General features: G+C 59.8%; 22 protein-coding genes. 12 read left to right on the plus strand and 10 right to left on the minus strand.

Features of this window, described 5'->3' with window-relative positions:
• Window positions 1-130: 130 nt before the first annotated feature.
• Window positions 131-268 carry a hypothetical protein gene (locus JUB11_RS28365; protein WP_207462163.1) on the minus strand — a complete coding sequence of 46 codons (138 nt, stop codon included), beginning with the start codon at window positions 266-268 and terminating at the stop codon, window positions 131-133.
• Window positions 265-501, minus strand: a complete 237-nt coding sequence (locus JUB11_RS28370) for a hypothetical protein (RefSeq protein ID WP_207462164.1) — start codon at window positions 499-501, stop codon at window positions 265-267. Before JUB11_RS28370 ends, JUB11_RS28365 begins: the two co-directional genes overlap by 4 nt.
• A gap of 97 nt (window positions 502-598) precedes the next feature.
• On the opposite strand from JUB11_RS28370, the gene JUB11_RS28375 reads away from it, so the two are divergent.
• Window positions 599-778, plus strand: coding sequence for a hypothetical protein (locus JUB11_RS28375; protein ID WP_207462165.1), 180 nt, complete (start codon window positions 599-601; stop codon window positions 776-778).
• Between the two features lie 513 nt (window positions 779-1,291).
• On the opposite strand, the gene JUB11_RS33320 is transcribed toward JUB11_RS28375, so the two are convergent.
• Window positions 1,292-1,414, minus strand: a complete 123-nt coding sequence (locus tag JUB11_RS33320; protein ID WP_282189194.1) for a hypothetical protein — start codon at window positions 1,412-1,414, stop codon at window positions 1,292-1,294.
• 146 nt (window positions 1,415-1,560) lie between these two features.
• Between JUB11_RS33320 and JUB11_RS28380 the strand changes: the two genes are divergently transcribed.
• Window positions 1,561-1,959, plus strand: a complete 399-nt coding sequence (locus JUB11_RS28380; protein ID WP_207462166.1) for a response regulator — start codon at window positions 1,561-1,563, stop codon at window positions 1,957-1,959.
• Between the two features lie 142 nt (window positions 1,960-2,101).
• Here JUB11_RS28380 and JUB11_RS28385 read toward each other — a convergent pair whose 3' ends face one another.
• Complete coding sequence (locus tag JUB11_RS28385) at window positions 2,102-2,281, minus strand: hypothetical protein (protein WP_207462167.1); 180 nt, start codon at window positions 2,279-2,281, stop codon at window positions 2,102-2,104.
• Window positions 2,282-2,555: 274 nt separating this feature from the next.
• Here JUB11_RS28385 and JUB11_RS28390 point away from each other — a divergent pair, with 274 nt between their 5' ends.
• On the plus strand, window positions 2,556-3,002 hold the full coding sequence (locus tag JUB11_RS28390; protein WP_207462168.1) for a PRC-barrel domain-containing protein: 447 nt from the start codon (window positions 2,556-2,558) through the stop codon (window positions 3,000-3,002).
• 90 nt (window positions 3,003-3,092) lie between these two features.
• Here JUB11_RS28390 and JUB11_RS28395 read toward each other — a convergent pair whose 3' ends face one another.
• Window positions 3,093-3,755 carry a response regulator transcription factor gene (locus JUB11_RS28395; RefSeq protein ID WP_207462169.1) on the minus strand — a complete coding sequence of 221 codons (663 nt, stop codon included), beginning with the start codon at window positions 3,753-3,755 and terminating at the stop codon, window positions 3,093-3,095.
• A 601-nt stretch (window positions 3,756-4,356) separates the two neighbouring features.
• Between JUB11_RS28395 and JUB11_RS28400 the strand changes: the two genes are divergently transcribed.
• The 3 genes from JUB11_RS28400 to JUB11_RS28410 all read left to right on the plus strand — a co-directional run bounded on the left by JUB11_RS28400 (window position 4,357) and on the right by JUB11_RS28410 (window position 5,950).
• Window positions 4,357-4,701 carry a hypothetical protein gene (locus JUB11_RS28400; RefSeq protein WP_207462170.1) on the plus strand — a complete coding sequence of 115 codons (345 nt, stop codon included), beginning with the start codon at window positions 4,357-4,359 and terminating at the stop codon, window positions 4,699-4,701.
• A 518-nt stretch (window positions 4,702-5,219) separates the two neighbouring features.
• Complete coding sequence (locus JUB11_RS28405) at window positions 5,220-5,471, plus strand: hypothetical protein (protein WP_247887386.1); 252 nt, start codon at window positions 5,220-5,222, stop codon at window positions 5,469-5,471.
• A gap of 218 nt (window positions 5,472-5,689) precedes the next feature.
• Window positions 5,690-5,950: a hypothetical protein gene (locus JUB11_RS28410; protein WP_207462171.1), complete on the plus strand. Its 261-nt coding sequence runs from the start codon at window positions 5,690-5,692 to the stop codon at window positions 5,948-5,950.
• A 164-nt stretch (window positions 5,951-6,114) separates the two neighbouring features.
• On the opposite strand, the gene JUB11_RS28415 is transcribed toward JUB11_RS28410, so the two are convergent.
• Window positions 6,115-6,336, minus strand: coding sequence for a hypothetical protein (locus tag JUB11_RS28415; protein ID WP_207462172.1), 222 nt, complete (start codon window positions 6,334-6,336; stop codon window positions 6,115-6,117).
• A gap of 594 nt (window positions 6,337-6,930) precedes the next feature.
• On the opposite strand from JUB11_RS28415, the gene JUB11_RS28420 reads away from it, so the two are divergent.
• Both JUB11_RS28420 and JUB11_RS28425 read left to right on the plus strand, forming a co-directional pair.
• Window positions 6,931-7,611 carry a ParA family protein gene (locus JUB11_RS28420; RefSeq protein WP_207462173.1) on the plus strand — a complete coding sequence of 227 codons (681 nt, stop codon included), beginning with the start codon at window positions 6,931-6,933 and terminating at the stop codon, window positions 7,609-7,611.
• Window positions 7,608-7,928 carry a hypothetical protein gene (locus tag JUB11_RS28425; RefSeq protein WP_207462174.1) on the plus strand — a complete coding sequence of 107 codons (321 nt, stop codon included), beginning with the start codon at window positions 7,608-7,610 and terminating at the stop codon, window positions 7,926-7,928. The genes JUB11_RS28420 and JUB11_RS28425 overlap by 4 nt, the downstream gene beginning before the upstream one ends.
• Before the next feature lie 1,265 nt (window positions 7,929-9,193).
• Here JUB11_RS28425 and JUB11_RS28430 read toward each other — a convergent pair.
• Window positions 9,194-9,694: a response regulator gene (locus JUB11_RS28430; RefSeq protein ID WP_207462175.1), complete on the minus strand. Its 501-nt coding sequence runs from the start codon at window positions 9,692-9,694 to the stop codon at window positions 9,194-9,196.
• Between the two features lie 1,460 nt (window positions 9,695-11,154).
• Here JUB11_RS28430 and JUB11_RS28435 point away from each other — a divergent pair.
• The 3 genes from JUB11_RS28435 (at window position 11,155) to JUB11_RS28445 (ending at window position 13,607) form a co-directional block, all read left to right on the plus strand.
• Window positions 11,155-11,859: a recombinase family protein gene (locus tag JUB11_RS28435; RefSeq protein ID WP_207462176.1), complete on the plus strand. Its 705-nt coding sequence runs from the start codon at window positions 11,155-11,157 to the stop codon at window positions 11,857-11,859.
• A 96-nt stretch (window positions 11,860-11,955) separates the two neighbouring features.
• Complete coding sequence (locus JUB11_RS28440; RefSeq protein WP_207462177.1) at window positions 11,956-12,810, plus strand: replication initiator protein A; 855 nt, start codon at window positions 11,956-11,958, stop codon at window positions 12,808-12,810.
• A 350-nt stretch (window positions 12,811-13,160) separates the two neighbouring features.
• Complete coding sequence (locus JUB11_RS28445) at window positions 13,161-13,607, plus strand: helix-turn-helix transcriptional regulator (protein ID WP_207462178.1); 447 nt, start codon at window positions 13,161-13,163, stop codon at window positions 13,605-13,607.
• Window positions 13,608-13,746: 139 nt separating this feature from the next.
• On the opposite strand, the gene JUB11_RS28450 is transcribed toward JUB11_RS28445, so the two are convergent.
• Together JUB11_RS28450 and JUB11_RS28455 are read right to left on the minus strand one after the other, a co-directional pair.
• Window positions 13,747-14,046 carry a ribbon-helix-helix domain-containing protein gene (locus JUB11_RS28450; protein ID WP_282189195.1) on the minus strand — a complete coding sequence of 100 codons (300 nt, stop codon included), beginning with the start codon at window positions 14,044-14,046 and terminating at the stop codon, window positions 13,747-13,749.
• Between the two features lie 517 nt (window positions 14,047-14,563).
• Complete coding sequence (locus JUB11_RS28455; protein WP_207462180.1) at window positions 14,564-14,794, minus strand: hypothetical protein; 231 nt, start codon at window positions 14,792-14,794, stop codon at window positions 14,564-14,566.
• Window positions 14,795-15,116: 322 nt separating this feature from the next.
• Between JUB11_RS28455 and JUB11_RS28465 the strand changes: the two genes are divergently transcribed.
• Window positions 15,117-15,335, plus strand: coding sequence for a hypothetical protein (locus JUB11_RS28465; RefSeq protein ID WP_207462182.1), 219 nt, complete (start codon window positions 15,117-15,119; stop codon window positions 15,333-15,335).
• Window positions 15,336-15,871: 536 nt separating this feature from the next.
• Here JUB11_RS28465 and JUB11_RS28470 read toward each other — a convergent pair.
• Window positions 15,872-16,237, minus strand: coding sequence for a TraK family protein (locus JUB11_RS28470; RefSeq protein WP_207462183.1), 366 nt, complete (start codon window positions 16,235-16,237; stop codon window positions 15,872-15,874).
• Window positions 16,238-16,534 lie beyond the last annotated feature (297 nt).

A 16,534-nucleotide genomic window follows, 5' to 3' on the forward strand; every position in this document is an offset into this window, starting at 1 on the left:
CTTCTCGGGCGAGTAAAAGAGGCAGCACTGTTGGGGAGCCTTCAGTACCGGCTTCTGGCCTCGCTGATGAACAAACCATCCTCCTCGCGATGACCTGTCGCAACAAGGAAGTCTAGCTGGAAAAGCTCGGTCATTCGCCTGCCTTGCGCGCCTTTTCGCGGCGCTTGAGTTCGGCCCCGACAGCCTTGCGAATGAAGATGGTGTACTGGTGCGGAGCCCCCGTCACGGCGACCACGCGCAGGCCGGGCAGGTTCAGCTGGTCGGTCACTTACTTGGCTTCTTGATTTCGGTCGTCGGTACCCAGCGACCGGACTCCATGTCGGCGAGCGCATCCAGCAGCACGCGGCGCATGAAGTCGCCCTGCCGCTCATCCCCACGGAGGCGGTCGATGCGTTCCTTCGTGCCCTTGGGCGCGCGGACGAACAGGTCTTCATCGTAGAGGCGAGGCTTTGGCATCCGGGCTTTTTTAGCCTGCGTCACCCCGATAGCGCAATCGGCCATAACGGTCATCCTTCTCCAGTAATCGATAGCGCAATCGCTTATTGACAATATAAGCGATAGCGCTTATCGTGTCTACATTGCAGTGATGGAGTTCGTCATGTGGAAGAACCCCTGCACTATCAAGGCAGAGCGCGAGTGGAAGAAGGCGAAGCGCCGGATGGATGCGGCCAAAGCAGCCCTCGCGAAGGCGCAGGAACGTTTGGATGCAGCCGCAGCGGCAGAGTACGAGGCGCGGAGAGAAGTGCGCCTTAATCATGAATTGGATGGCATAAGATGAAGTTCAATTACCCTAAATGTATTAGTATAGGCAAATTAATTCTGCTGCTCTACGGCCGCAGAAAGGCGTTTGATGTTATAATTCACAAATTATTTTCAATGGAGAATGGGTTATTTACCTCAAACAGAACTAGCAAGCATTTTACTAATGTTGTGAACTTACCTGAAAAAGTTGCGGAGGCGTGAGATGGCGCCGAAGGGACGTAGCATCTTGGTCTGGCAGGTGCTCAGTATCGACGGGGATGTTGAGTGGGCTGCGACGAAACGCGAGGCTGAACGGATGGCGAAGTCCGCCTACGGCACCTGCCGACCAAGGGCGGTACCGCTCAGGAAGCGCGAGTTGATCGACTTCCTGAACGCAGAGACGGCTCTGTGCCAATGACCAACCAAATTTCTTGAGTTCGATCGCTCGGGGCAGCAGGCCCCCATCAACCCAGCTTTACGACTTTTCACAGATGGGGGCGCGCAGGGTCTTCAGCCCGACTTTGCGAATACCCAAAAAAAACTCCCCCTCTCAGCTCGCCGCCATCGCAAAGCATATGCTGGCGAACGTCAAGTCCTCCTCGGGGATCGTTGGCCCGACCACCTCCAGAACCGTGCCCTCCACCGCGACCTTGACCGGTACCAGATCCCCCATCGCCCCCTCTTCGCCCCGTCCCGGGCGCGAATGCCCGATAAGCTTTCTTCTCGGGCATTCGGAAGGGTCTGTCACCGGCCAAAAATGCGCCTTGCGGTCCGGAGGCGAAACTTGCTTTTTTGCCGCTCGGAAGCTTGTGGGGGAGCGTGGGCGACAAACCGGCGCTGCACATACTCGTTGTTGACGACGAGGCCCTGGTCGGCTTGGCGATCCTCGACATTCTCGAGGGCGAGGGCTACCGCGTGACCGCGGTGCTCGGGGGTGAGCAGGCGCTCGCCCTGGACGCCACAGATCCGGCGGATCTGCTGCTCACAGACATGATGATGCCGCGCATGAGCGGTGCCGAACTTATCCTGGAGATACGCCAGAGGCGGCCCGCACTGCCGGTCATCGTGCTGAGTGGCTACATGACCGACAACCTCGCCGCACGGCTCGGCGAGATCGACCCTGCATCCGTAACGCTGCTGGCCAAGCCGGTGCCCATGACACGCCTGCTTGAGGCCGTGAGAACCGCCTGTTGTCCTCCGGACTCCCAATCGACGTGAGCCCCTGCCGGAGTTGTGGCCTGCAGCGAACGGTCGATAGCGGTACGCCCTCCCGGCGCAGGCATAGGCGTACAGCCAATTGGCAAATGTGGGTCTGGGCAGCGCGCCGGGATTGAGGACACCTGCAGGGTGGTGTCAGTGATCAGCAGGGGAGGGCCTGGGCGCGTAGCCGGTCGATTTCGTCGCAGGCGCGCTCGTACAAGGCGGTGACGCGGGCGAGGTCCTCGGCGAAGGCGGTGGAGCCTTCGGCATGGTACTGGAGGTAAAGGCGGTGGGCGATGGCGAGGCCGGCGCGATGTTCGGTGGCAGGCGTGTCGGTCACAGGGAGCCTCGGTGTTGTCGGGAGGGCGAGGCTGTCCGGATCGCCGATCCGGGTCAACCAGCTTGAACGTGACCGTTTTGGGCATCGACCCAACGCCGATGATCATCGATCGGGCGTTATGGAAAACCTAGCCCTCGGCCCTATTGCCGCCCTTAAGGTATGCAAGCGGCCGGGAGGGACTGAAGACGCCTGACTTTCTTGCTCTCAAGGCGCGTGAGGGCCGAACAGATCCCGCTGTTCTCTCTGCATGACGGTCTTTCGGAGGGAAAGTGCCATGCGTAAGATCACACGCTTGCTCATAGCGGCTGCCGCGCTTCAGGCTGTTGCCGGCTGTGCCCAGGTTCAGGATGTGCTTGGAAACGGGGAGGCGTCGCGCCCGCTCTCGGAGCGGTCGATGGTCTCCGTGGCCCGGCTTGACCCGGAAGAGATGCTCGGGAAGCCGGTGCTGGACTTCCAGGGCGAAGAGGTTGGGCAGGTCGAGGATGTGCTGTTCGGCCGCAGTGGCAATCGCCCGACGCACCTTGTGGTCAGCAGCGGCGGCCTGCTCGGCATCGGCGCCCGGAATGTTGCTCTCGACGTGGACAACGTTCGGTACGCCCGTGATCGCGAGGCGATCGTCGCAACTCAGTTCACCAAGGAGCAGATTGCCAATCTGCCGGAGTTCGATAACGAGAGCGGCATGGTGTCCTTGAGCCGCTCCCGCAGCCTCATGAACCGCTGAACCAAATGCAAAGCAGCCGGCGCCTTGGTCGGTGGACCAAAGCACCGGCTGTCTCGAGATGCAACTGCGGTTGGAGGCAGCGCTTAAGGCTCAGACGACCGCCAACTCGGCCTTTTCGTCCATCATGCCGTTGTTCATGGCCCAGATGGCGGCCTGAGTGCGGTTGGTGGCGTTGATCTTGCGCAGCAGGCTCTTGAGGTGAACCTTGACGGTGGCCTCGGTGATGCTGAGATGGTTGGCGATCATCTTGTTGGAGTGGCCGTTCAGCAGGCAGCGGAGAATCTGCTTCTCGCGCCCTGACAACCCTTTGCGGTCGCTTGGCTCCGGCACGACGGTTCCCCGCATTCCTGATAGGAGCAGCTCTGCCAGGTTGGTCGGGAAGACCTTTTCGCCCAGCAGCACCAGCTGCAGCGATTGCATCAGCGCTTCGGAGCTGATGTCCTTGACCAGATAGCCCTGAACGCCGGCGCGCAGTGCGTCGGAAAGGAGCGCTGTGTTCAGATCGGCACTCAGCATCACAATACGAGCTTCAGGGGCCTGGGCCCGCAGTGCGCTGATCTCCTGCTCCGTGATGGTGGAGGCGTCCATCAGAATCAGGCCGGGCTGAACGCCTGACGTCATTATGACCGATGCGCTTTCGGTCGGAGTGCCCGCTTCGCCGACGACGGTAAAAGCGGTCCCCTGCAAGAGCCGCTTCAGTCCTTCCCGAAACAGCCGATTGCTATCGATCAGGAACACGTTCGCGGCTTGCATACTCATCTCCACCTAACAGGGTTGTGGCTCTCTGGTCTTGAAGCGCCTCACCATTGGGTAAGGAACAAAGCTTCAGAACGCTTGCTCTTGCAACGCACCATACTGATCGGGTGCGGGCAGGGAAACTCCCCATAAGGCAAGACCTGAATGGAATTAGTCCTATTTCATGTCAGAATTCATTTTGGGACCCACTATCCGGTATATGACAGGCTATTACCAAATGAGCGCGGCGAGCCAACCTTGATCGAAGTTCTGTGGCAACTTAGAGACATCGTGAAATTATCACCTAATGTCGCGGAACCTTCTTGAGAAAATGGGATCGGTGATATGGCAAAGGAGATGTTTTCCTTCAAAGAGCGACCATGGCTCTTCGCTCTATTTTTGAACCTTCACGGTGTTGGGGATTGCTGCTCCGGTTGGGCACCATTCGCAATCGGGAAAATGGCTGATCAAAAATTGTCCTGATTAAAGCAACAATCGTTTTCTAAAGAGAGCGTTTATCCGAAAACCGTAAACACGTACTTCTTGGGTCACGGCAGGCACACAGAGAGCCAGCCACCAACCAGAGCCCCACCGGGGCACAGACCCAAGGAGAACCCCAATGACCATCCGCACCACAATCGCCGCCGCCGCCCTGTCCACCGTCGCCCTGCTGTCGGGCACCGCCTTTGCCGGCGACTTCAACTCGGACCTGACCGAGGCAAAGATCGCCAGCCAGGTCGCCGGCCGCGACGCCCGCGAGGCCGCCATCCCGGCGCTGAACGCCGCCCGCTCGCTGAACGCTTGGGGCTACCAGGACCAGGCGCAGGACTACCTGAACTACGCCCGCGGCAAGCTCGGCCTCACCAACACGTCGGTCGTGGTTGCCACGCCGGTGGTCGCTGCCCCCCAGCTGGCCTCGACGATCGACACGGGCATCGTCGGCCTGCAGGGCGAAGCTCACTGATCGCAACCCGCTAAGCCCCGGAGCCTGCTCTCGCGAGTAGGCTTCAGGCGGCGCCAGCTCCGGAGATCCCCATGAGCCTTGTGCATTCTTTGCTGGAAGGTGCTGCCCTGTCGACGGTGATCGTCACCCTCTACGTGCTCTGCTTCGCCGCCCTGTAGCCTGCCAACGGCTTGCCGGCGCCGCCTCACCCCACCACTTCCCCATTCCCCAACGCGCAAGGGGAGCCCTGCAAAGGGCAGATGTGTGCGGCTGGTCTCACTCGGATCGTCACCAGTGTCATCAAGCAACGGCCGAGAGCACACGGCCTTTCTCTCCTTTGGCTCGGTGTGCCCGGACAGCGGCGGAGACCTTCAATGAGGGAGGTCTTCGTCGCTCCCGGTGACCCGCAGCCACACCAAGACAGGCGACCTATCCTTTAGAGTAATGAATCGAGCGCTTTCATGGCTGAACGAGGTAAGCGTTAAGCGATGGCTGCGCGATCGGCCAATTTAACGCCTCGTTAACTGGCGGAGCGCTTAATGACCTCACCGAACACGGCCCCAATCTGGAGTGAAATGATTATGCAGGCGCTCGCTTTCTCTGGTGAAGTTGCTCGGTCTGCTAAGCTTCACCTGAGCGTTCTGGAAGATTTCATTGCCGTCGTGCAGAGCAAGCTCGGTGAGACGGCGAACCCGTTTGCCCGCGACAGCCTCTCCGACATGCTGGCCGACCTGATCGAGCAGCGCGACGGCTACCTGATGTTGGCCGAGCCGGTTGCTATCGCCGCCTGACCACGCACCGATCGGATTTCAGTTTTCCCGCTAGACCTTGGGCGCTCCATTTGGGGCGCCCTTCTTTTTGACTCCGCCGGCACGCCTTTGCTCGGGCGGCGCTCCTCGGTTCCAATTCGGCAAAAGGAAATCGAACATCCTGCTGGAATAAGGTTGGCCGTCCCGGTGTCCATAGGGTGGGTGCGGCTCCGCACCCTTTACAAACGGGAGGAAAAGCCATGCTCAAACACGCCACTGCCACCGTCCTGGCCGCTGCCCTATCGATTGCTCTCGCCGGACCGGCGCTCGCTAACAGCTGCCCAAAGCACATGGCGAATATTGACAAGGCCCTTGCTGCCAGTCCCAAGCTGGAGCCTGCTAAGCTCGATGAAGTGAAAAAGCTCCGCGCTGACGGCGAAGCCTTCCATAAGGCCGGCAAGCACGCCGAATCTGAGGCGGCGCTGGGCAAAGCTGAGGCCATTCTCGGCATTAAGATGTAAGGGCACGGGCAGCGCCGTTCCGCCTTACCCACCACCCTCATCTACCAGCTGAGAAGGCCGCCGGCTTCACGATGAGGGGCTGCACACGGGCAAACGAAAGCGGGCCGCGACTTGTGCCGCGGCCCGTTTTGAGCCCGCCGGAGCGGGGTAGCTGTCGCGTCGCCTTACTCGCGCATCAGAGCCGGCAGGTCCAGGGCGGAGCGGGCGAGGTCCTGGCGGCGCAGACCGCGGGCGGCGAGCTGGGCGTTGCTCTTGGTGGAGAGCGCGCTGTAGGCGGCGTAAGCGGCCGAAGCTTCCATCCAGGCGCTCACGAACTCGCTGATCGCCTGAACGATGCCCGAGGAGGCGCGCTCGGTGCCGACGTGCGAGGAAGTGATGTAGGCCATGGTGTCTCTCCAGCGTGTGTGCGTCGTTCTGTTGGAGAGAATATGATCTGGTATACATGATACCAAAAGCGCAAACCCTGCAATGCAGCGTGGCGCAAACGCATGGCTGCGCCCCTTAAAGTTGCTGATTTTCAGCCACAGGAATCATCAGCACCGCTAGCAAAGGCTTAAGCCGCCGTGCTGTCTCGGTGAACCGCCTGGAAACCATATCCTCGATGCGGAGATGTCAGTTTGGCGAGTTCGGCACAGGCGTAATGCCAAGGCCGCCCTTTAGGATCGCCAGCCCAATGGGCTTCCCCGGCCATGATGGTGCGATTGCAGAAGCAGCATTGCGAAGCTGACTGTGTGGTACCTTGGCGGCGATCCATGGAGCATCATCCTTTAGCGCGAGGATTTATGATAAAAGACATATATGCATAGCCAACCATTATATAAAATTAGGGGTAGTGCCTACCTATTAAGTGGTATAATCAGCATAGCAAATGATCAAAGTTACAAAAGGCCAAATGGTCATTTGATCGTAGGGCCATAAGCTCGCTTGACCATCTGCTCCGATCCAGGCTCCATTCCCCCCGAATGACCAACGAGGGAATCATGCCGGTTATCACGCTGGCCAGCGTCAAGGGAGGAGTGGGCAAGTCGACTGCCCTTCTGTCGCTGGCGTCCGACATCGCACTGTCCGAAGGCAGCGTTGCCGTGCTCGATGCTGACCCCAACGGCCATGCCAGCCGCATCGGCGCGAAGATGGCGAAGCGCCTTAGCGGAGTCACCTTCAGCTCAACAGGCGGCATCACCGAGGCGAACATCCTGGCGAGCATCAAGAAGGCACGCGCTGAAGCCGATTATGTGTTCGTAGATCTGCCGGGCGTTTCGTCCAAGCTGACCCTGCTCGGCCTGGCACGATCGAACTTAGTGATCATCCCGGTGCAGGCCTCCGAGATGGACATCCACGATGCGCTGCAGACAGTCGAGAACGTGAAGCAGGCTGCAGAGGCCGCCGATAAGACGATTGCTGCCTGCTTCCTGCTGTCTCGCTGGCCGGTCACCATCGAGAGCCGAGCTGCGAAGGAAACCCGCAAGCGCCTAACGGCGAAGGCGCCGGACGTTCCGGTGCTCCAGACTCCACTGATGGATCGGACCGCATTCAAGGAGATGACTTTCAACGGCGCGCCACCGCGCTTGGTCGAGCCGGAAGGCAATGCCGCGGCGAATGTGGCGGCGATCCGTCAGGAGGTGCTGAGCCTGCTCAGCGCCAAGGTAGAGGATGCAGCATGAGCAAGAAGATCGCCTTCTCACTTGACGACGACGATGACGACGCGCTCGCGCAGCGGATCGCTGAGACAGCAAAGCAGCAGGGCATACCCTCCTTAACGCCGGCACCCGTCCCGAGCAACTCGCCAGCAGGTGCGCGCCGGCCGATCAAGATCGAGGTGTCGGATGCGCTCTTCGAGGCGCTGACTGTCGCGGCTGCTCAGCAGCGAGTGACGAAGCGCTATCTCATTCTCTCGGCATTAAAGCAGGCGGGTTTCCCCGTTGAAGAGATTGATTTTAGGGAGGATGGCCGACGGCTGCGCGGCTCTCGCAAGCAGTGAGCGCTTGATCAAATGATCAATTGAGCAAATGATCGTTTGATCAATTGCCCAAAAGCTTGGTGCGGTTTAGGAAGGCTGTTTTGAAGGGGGGCTGGCGCTCATACCGGGACAATGGCCCTGATAATATAACGGTCGATAAGTGAAATTATCGACCGTTATATTATCAGCCCTAAAGGCCCTCCCACATTACACTCGTTACAACCCGCATGAATCCTAGATTTCTGCGGATCAGGCACAAACCCAGGCGGGGCTGTAGACCTCTCTCGCCTTCCTTCCATCTTCCCCAAAACCTGGGCCGGAGGCCTTCGCCGAGGGAGCTTTACGGCGGTCTCATTTGTAACGGAGGAGCGGCGCTACAAATCCCGTTACACGGTCGCCGGGGCCAGCTTCGCTCGCGCGCACCAAGCCGACCGGAATTTTTGGCGGGCACGACGCTACCTCGAACCCCTCCCCCGGTGGGGGCTTTGAGGGGCAACGGCATGCCCCCTGGAGGAGGCCTCCCATCATGGCTCGGGAGTGGGGGTGTTCGCTTGAGTCGCCTCAGGCAGGCGGCACCAAGATCGCTTGCGTACACGCCGTTCCGGTCGCCATGCAAAGTGGTATTTTGTATTTCGTATATTGCCTAATTCGTTTTAACGCTGTGCCTACGCTGATGCGCTATGTACGGTGGCGTACATCGATGCCAATGAGGGCTCTCATGATTAGAGAAAAGACGAGGTGTTTCTATGAGGAGGCCCGCCACGCTCAAGCATGAGGGTTATTATTCAAGATTTGGCGCAAGCGGCGTCGAAAAACCTTACGGCTTGCTCTTAATCGCATTGCCCATTGCGTATTTTTTGATTTCGCTGTGAGTCTATTATAGTGTGTTTGGTACTAAAGTATTGTTTTTGAGTGCTGCCCTATGCGATAGCTTCGGATCGCTTCACTTAGTGTTCCGGTTAAGCCACCTGCCGCTCAGCCCTCACAGGCTTGGGCGGTTTCTTTTGCCCAGCCGCATCAATCTCCTGTGGCCCAGCACAAGACTGCGCCCCTATTGATCAGGCTGGCTTTATCGCGCGGCATACGCAAACCGAACCGCCGCACTGACCAAAGGCGCCTCTGTTGAGGTGAGTGCAAGTGCGTGACACGCTTGCGAACTCCGTTTGATGCCTCACTACGCTTATCTTGCCAGTTTGCATTGGTACCCCTCGACAGAACGGCGTCCTGCCATCCCAGGGCGCCGTTTCTGCGTTCTGTCGTCCCGAAATGGCAGGCCAACCTCGGTTTTAAGTCCGGTCCGTAGCCAAAAGAGCCTGCATCGTCCTAAGGAGTGCCCCGTGATCAAAGGGTTTGCGCAACATGGCCAGCCGGTTCTCTTCCCACTCTGGCACGCGCACATCGTAGCCGGTCACAACAACGATAGGTAAGGCAGGGCGGCGCAGGCGAACCAATTGTATCAGCGTGTTGCCGTCCAATACCGGCATGCGTAAATCGGTTAGCAAAATGTCCGCAGGATCGGCGTTGTCGGCCTCAAGAGCCTCCTTGCCGTTCTCAGCTACTGTTACCCTATATCCTTCATCTTCAAGGACTTCACGCATCAACGAAGATAAGAGGCCCTCGTCTTCTGCGAGGACAACATGAGGCTTGGATGGTGCCGCCATACACTGTCGCTTTCCTAATTGTGACGTTTCAGATAACGACGCACTCTTGCCTTGTAAAGCTTCACCCTTTGCGTATGCGGATTCGACTGTTAGCGCGCTCGCGAAAGAGTACTTTTTGGGTGCCATCTCGCGACTACCCACCCCGCTTCGCATCTACATACCTTCGCTCCCATGCAAGCTGGCGAGGGGCGTGGCAGGATGGCTTTGCGTCACTGCCCCCTGACGCGCACGCCATGACGAGACACCCCGCCGGGCCTCAGCCTCCTGGCGGGGTGTTCGCATTCTACCCTCCACTTGAATCAATCCACTCAATTCGCCCATGCGAATCCGTGTTTCGGCACCGACTCTGCCCACGTGCATCAGCCACCAGACGGGCGGATGATGATGTTGGTGCCCCTTTTGAGCGGGGGGCACTGGCATACGTGAAGGGAAACTAGCCCGCTTCATCTATACTCCAGTGAAGCGGGCGCTCTGTGCAGCTCTTTCCGCCTCAGCACAGGCTAAGCCGCTCCCCTGCATGCCCCCGCTTGGATCAATCGCCCCATTCGCGCGCACGCGTCCGTGGTCTGATACCGCCTCTCCCCGCGTGTGTTGGCCGTCATATGGGCGCACCGTAGCAATGGCGCCTATCAGGGTGGGCGCCATCACGACCTTCAACCTCGCCCGCCTCGGCCATCATCGGGGCGGGCGTCTTTGTGCGCCCCGGCCTCCTGCCAGCGGAGGGCAGGGGCTTTTTGTGAGCATGACATGCAGGGCGCTATGCGCGCCGTCACATGGCGCGGTTCGCATATGCCATGATCGAAAGAATGAAAGCTGTCGTGATCATAAAAAGCAGGAGTATTTCATTAAAATACTCCGCATCCCTCTCGCACTTTGAGCAATTGCTGGGAGCCTTGTCAAACTCACCATGACACATGTTACAGGTATACATCTGCGATAAAGCTTCTTCTACGGCCAAGCGCACAGAGTGACTTTATCGCTGGACCGTTAAAAACCTGTTTCCATTAAGGGGAGGGTAAGCGCTCGAAGCCGCCTACCTTGCTGCTGCTCTGCAGAAGCAGATGGTCCAACGTAGATGGTCAGCTTTGACGGACAGGCCTGCCCTCTCAGTTCCCCGCCCCCGGCAGTCCCCCACCCCGGAGGGAGGTAAGCGGATCAGCCCCCAGGCGCCGGGCCTCCATGGCCCATGATTATCACGCCAGCTTGACCATGCTTATGGTCTAGCTTGGGCTTGTCCGCACCCACCCTGCTGCGGACGACCGACTGGCCCGCCGCTCCCCCGCCGGGACCCAAAGGCGGCGGGCCACCCCCCTTCAGAGCCGGGCGGCTTCGACCGAGATCGAAACCGCTTGTTGCGGGAGCTCGGCGGAGAAGCTGCACAAACTCCGATGGCAGAGGGCAAAGTAACGCGCTTTGGCAGCGCGAGGAAATTAATCCAAAGAGATATGGTCTATTAACCTAAAACCGGACATCAGTCCTTTGCCGTTCGGCCCACCTCTTTGCACAAGGGTTCCCTTGTCACCAAAACAACCTTGTCCAAAGCCCCCGTACAAGGCACGCTCGCCCCATTCAGGGAGGGAACGGGCATGGTTAGGGGCAAGGGCAAGAACACCGCGGTCGGCTATGTCCGCGTCTCAACCGACGACCAGGCCGACAGCGGCCTCTCCCTCTCCCACCAGGAAACGCGCATCCGCGCCTACTGTGAGGCGCACGGGCTTGAGCTGATCGCTGTCGTGTCGGACGAGGGCGTCAGCGCCGGTAAGCCCTTCGCTGACCGCAGAGGCGGCGCCGAGGTGCTGGGGATGATCGCTGCCGGCACTGTCCATCATGTCGTGGCCCTCAAGCTCGATCGCGTGTTCCGCGACGCCGGCAACGCCCTGGCGCAATCCTCCGCCTGGGACAAGGCCGGCATCGGCCTGCACCTGATCGACATGGGTGGCCAGTCGATCAACACCCGCTCAGCCATGGGCCGCATGTTCTTTGTGATGAGCGCCGGCTTCGCCGAGATGGAGCGCGGCCTGATCCGCGAGCGCACGGCCGCTGCGATGCGGGTGAAGAGGGAGCGCGGCGAAGTGATCAGCCGGCCGACGCTGGGCTTTGACGCGGTGGACGGTAAGCTGGTGCGGAACGACGGTGAGGCCGCGCTGATCGCCCGCATCTACGACATGCACAAGGGTGGCGCCAGCTACAACGCCATCTCCAAGCAGCTCACCCAGGAAGGCGTGCGGACCAAGCGCGGCGGCTCTTGGCACGCGACGACGATCCGGAAGCTGGTGCTGCGAGCGGCGTGACCCGCTTGGTAACACGCTCCCGCCATGGCGCCACACGGCCGACAATGGCATGTTGATCGTAACGCTGACCATGGGGATTTGATGGATCAGGAGCCTATGCCCGTCACAACGGTGACGGCAAGCACGCCCGAGCAGTTGACGTTCGACATCCTGTTTGATGCCTTGCCCGATGTCGCAATGCGCGACCAGAAGGACGGCATGGAACGGGCTTGGGTGTCGCTCGGCAAAAGCAAGCGCACTACAGCCATCCACCATGAGATCAGTGATACCGAGTACGTCAAAATCGTCCCACATCCCGATTACGGCATGGCGACGATCTGGGACTGGGACATCATTATCTATCTGGTCGCGCAGCTCATGGCGCGGTCGCAGAACACGGTCCTGCCCGACGCGCCCGCGGTTGAGGTCCACCCCCACGCCATCCTGACCGCCATCGGGCGCGGCACTGGCGGCCGGGACTACGCCCTGTTGCGCGAGGCGATTGCACGGCTCCAATACACCGTGCTTGAAACCAACCTCTGGCAACGGAACAAGAAGCGTCTCGACCGTCACGCTTTCATTGTCGGCTTCACCGAAATCGACGCCGGCGCCGAGAGCAGCGGCGGCATGCGCTTCCTGCTTCCGCCGTGGATCGTCAACTCGGTGAAGGCCCGCGGCGTGCTGTCGATCCACCGCTCCTATTTCAATCTAGAAGGCGGCTTCGAGCGGTTCCTGTACCGCGTCGCCCGCAAGATGTGCGGGCACCAGGTAGAGGCCAAGATCGGCCTGCGCGGGCTACACGAGCGCTCCGGCAGCCCCATGCGCTTCGCCGACTTCGCCAAGGCGGTCCGGAAAGCCGTCGGCAAGGAGGAGGTTCCCGAGTACCGCCTGGAGATCTACAAGAACGCCGACGGCGAGGAGATCCTGCGCATGACGCAGGCGACCCTATCCCGCCTGCCAGGCCCCGCCTGACTCGGTACATCAATCCCTGGCTGGACTCGGTACATCAATCCCCGGTGCGCCAATCGAGGTGTCTGTGGAGGCGCTGTGGAACAGCCCGGTACATCATTCCCCGAATAGCTCGGTACATCACTCCCCGAGTCACTCGGTACATCATTCCCTGAGGTGCTTCAGCGACTCGCCAGAACACAACGAGTCGCTCCGAGTCGCCGAGAGCTATAACAGAATCCTTTTATAACAAAGGGTTCTTCTAACGGCCGGCAGGCTGTGGATTCCTTTCCACGCCGGTGCTACGAACAGCACTGCTTTGGGCAACAAGAGCGACAGGCAAGCCGATGGCACGAGGGCGACCTACAAACCCCATGGGCGATGGACCCGATGCCGTTGACGTGTATGTCGGCTCTCGCATTCGGATACGCCGCACGCTCATAGGCATGAACCAGACTGCGCTTGGGCAGCGAGTTGGCCTGACCTTCCAGCAGATCCAGAAATACGAAAGAGGCGTAAACCGCGTCTCAGCTTCAAAGCTCTGGCAGTTCAGCCAAGCGCTCGACGTGCCGATCAGTTTCTTTTTTGAGGAAATGCCCAACGATCTTCGGGAGCGTGGGGGGCTCTCGCCGGAGCTGATGGACATTGCGACTAAGGAGAATTCCGAACCGGACCTGCTGCGCAAGCGTGAGACATTGGAGCTGGTGAAAGCCTATACTCGGATCAGCAATCCGCGTGATCGGCAGCGCATGTATGAGATTTTCAAGACGGTGGGCGACCTGGAAGGGCCCGGTCGGACCGACACAGCCGAGCAGGAATAGGATCGGGCGCAGGGCTGACAGCAATCATTCGCCACCTTCCCCTTCTCGCCACGCCGCGATGGTCCGCACCCAACGCAGAACCTCGGCGTTGCCGAACCGCTGCCGGAATGTGGAAACAGGGACGCGGCCCCAAGCACGATCACTGCGCCGCGGCGCGCCTCCGGGCCCGGCGCTCTGCATCGGCCACCTGATCCCGAAACCACCGCACCGCCCACACTCGGACAGCACGGCTGTAGCTGAGGTCCGGGTGGTGCTGTTGCGCGGCTGTGCAGATCCGGTTTAGGAGTTCGCCCCAGGTGGTGCCGAGCTTTTCGGAGGCCTCATCCAAGGCATCCCAGTATTCGTTCTCCAGCCGCATGCTGGTGCGCATGCCGCGGATCGTGACGTTCCGGATGGTAGTGTCAACAGGGGCAGGCAAGTCGGTTATTCCTGTATGCATCCAGGGAACATAGCAGGTTTACCCACGCCGCCAACTATGCCGATGGTCGGGGCATACTGCAGCGTTCACGTTTCGGTAAGATTGCTTCGGAACGCTTCTACGTATGCAAGAGCGATACGCATACAAGGCGGACCCCAATGAGCCTGGACGATGGCTCGTCTACGACGCCAAGCTGCTGGCAGCTGGTGGAGGCCTGTTGGTGGTCGAACGCGGACTGACCGAGGCAGGCGCCAAGGTCGTGGCGCAATGGTTCAACGACCTAAACCGTGGCGTGCCGCATGAGCCCCCGCGCACCTGACCGCTATGCCGTCGCCATCCATAGCGATGGCCGGAGCTGGTTGGTGGTGGATACCCACACCACGCAGAGGAGCACATGGGAGTTCCGGCCGATCTACCGGCGGCTTACCTATGCCCAAGCCCAGCAGATCGCCGCGTGGCTCAACTTCATGGGTTTCGAGCCGCCAGCCAACGACACTTAGTGGCTGAAAAGGCTGAGCGGGGAAGCAGTCAGAGCCGGTCAAGCCGCCTTACCCGGCCAGGGCCACGGCCCCTCATGTTCGATGCCCGGCACCTTCCCGCACGGGCTGGACAGGAGTTCCTTGGCCTCGGACAGCACCAGGCCCTCGGCATAGCCCTCCTGCACCAGGATCGCCTCTGCCTCGGCTGCCGAGTTGGCGACAACCTTGAAGGCCCGGATCGGGTAAGCGTCGCTTGCGTGGCTCTTCCCGGTGATCCCATACATGAACATGCTCTGTCTTCTCCTCAGGCTCGCACCACTGGCACGTCGTCCAGCTGTGTCGTGCAGCTGGGTGAACGCTGGTCCTGCCGCATCCGCCACTCCTTGCCCATGCTTGTCGCAGCTGGAACCAGGGCGCCGCGTCGTGGCATCCGCTCGGGGCGCCGGCATGGCCCGTGTCTGCGCGGCGGCGTTGCTGGGTCTTCAGGGGAGGAGCGTGTTCCTGCCCTCTGGGACGGCCTTCATCCGGCTCCGAGTAACGGAGGGCGACATCGGCATGGCGCTCCCGCCAGGCTAGGCGCATCATGCCGGTCAACGTGCATGAGGTCGTGCTGTGTTCATCGTCACCGAGGAGGAAGCCGCCACTATCCGGCAGGCTTACGAGCGAGGCGGGGAATGGGTCGCGGTCGCCGAACTGCGCCGGCTCTTTCCTGGCCTGAAGGACAATGCCGAGGCGGTCCGGTGGGTGCGGACCATCGCGGCGTGGCATGCCTTGCCACCGGGGCCTCTGCAGCGAAAGGGCACTTCAGGGCGGGATGCTCTGTCTCAATGATGCCTTAGGCGTCTTGCCCACACTGTCTCAGAACCGGAGTGGCTAATCAGCATGTTGGAAGGGGCTGCGGGCCGGTTCTGCCTTACCTCCCGCTATATCGAGGATCTTGGCAGTCCGACTGTTGTCCGCAGCCCAAGGCAATCATGCGATTGATAATTTTGTGTCGAGCAGAGGCTCAAAAGCACAGCCACCAACCGCTATAATGCAAAGCTGAAGTCAGTAAGCCACTCTGAAGTGTCCCGCTTGGGTATACCCTAGCGGGGCGTCTCATGCCGGCGTCGGAACGGCGGAATCCCGTGTCCCGTTTGGGTTGGTTTTGGATTACAAGACAGCTCCGATGAGCAGGTCTAAACCCTAATAGGACAACCGGCAGCGGCTGGACTGCAATGCGCGGATGGCAGTCCAGAGTGTCTGCCATCCCTGTACCAGCACCATGACCGCCAGATGGCCGCACACCCTCATTCTCATCTCGGGAGAGGAGCGCGCTGACCTTGACACAAGCCGTCAAGCCGATCGGCGAGCCTTTTCCTTGTAAATCAAACCAAATCTTCTTTGCTGTGAATTGTGAATACAAAATCGCGAATCTCCCCTGCATTTGTACTGGCTTGGCTCTGTTCAGCAGGGGTTTGTGAAATTGTTTTCTGATCTACAGCTGTGATCTGTTTAGTAGACACCCCTCTGTCTGGCGTCAATTTCTTCTTCAGATTTCGCTCTGCTTCCACATAGCGAAGGAATGTCCGATACGTACATTGCATAACATTGCGGCTGAAAAGATCCTCGTAAATGGCTTTGACCGTATTGCCTTCTGAAAGCGCTTGGTCAATTTCCTTCTTCATTACATTGAAGATGACCCGTGGGTTGCCGTTGCGCTTCTGCCGAAGCCGTTCCGCTATTGTGCTCATTATGCATCACCTCTTTCCCGGCCTCGTTCATCAGCTTGCCAATGCTAACATCAACACTGGCGTCAGAAAAGGACAGGCAGTGACACCAAGCGACAAGAGAAGACAGAAATTGACACGGTTTTGCAGGGCAAGATAGGTGATGCGGCCCCGTGGGGCCACGTCACCACCTTATTCGCCTGGGGGCTCAACGGTGTCCTGCTCTGCGAGACCAGCAGTCTCCGCCTGTATAAGAGGTTCACGCCAGATGGATGTTCAGCAGTCGCGCCGCGATCAGGCGGCGATCAAAGTGCGCCCTTT

The sequence above is a fragment of the Azospirillum sp. SYSU D00513 genome (assembly GCF_017356015.1).
GTDB lineage: Bacteria > Pseudomonadota > Alphaproteobacteria > Azospirillales > Azospirillaceae > Azospirillum.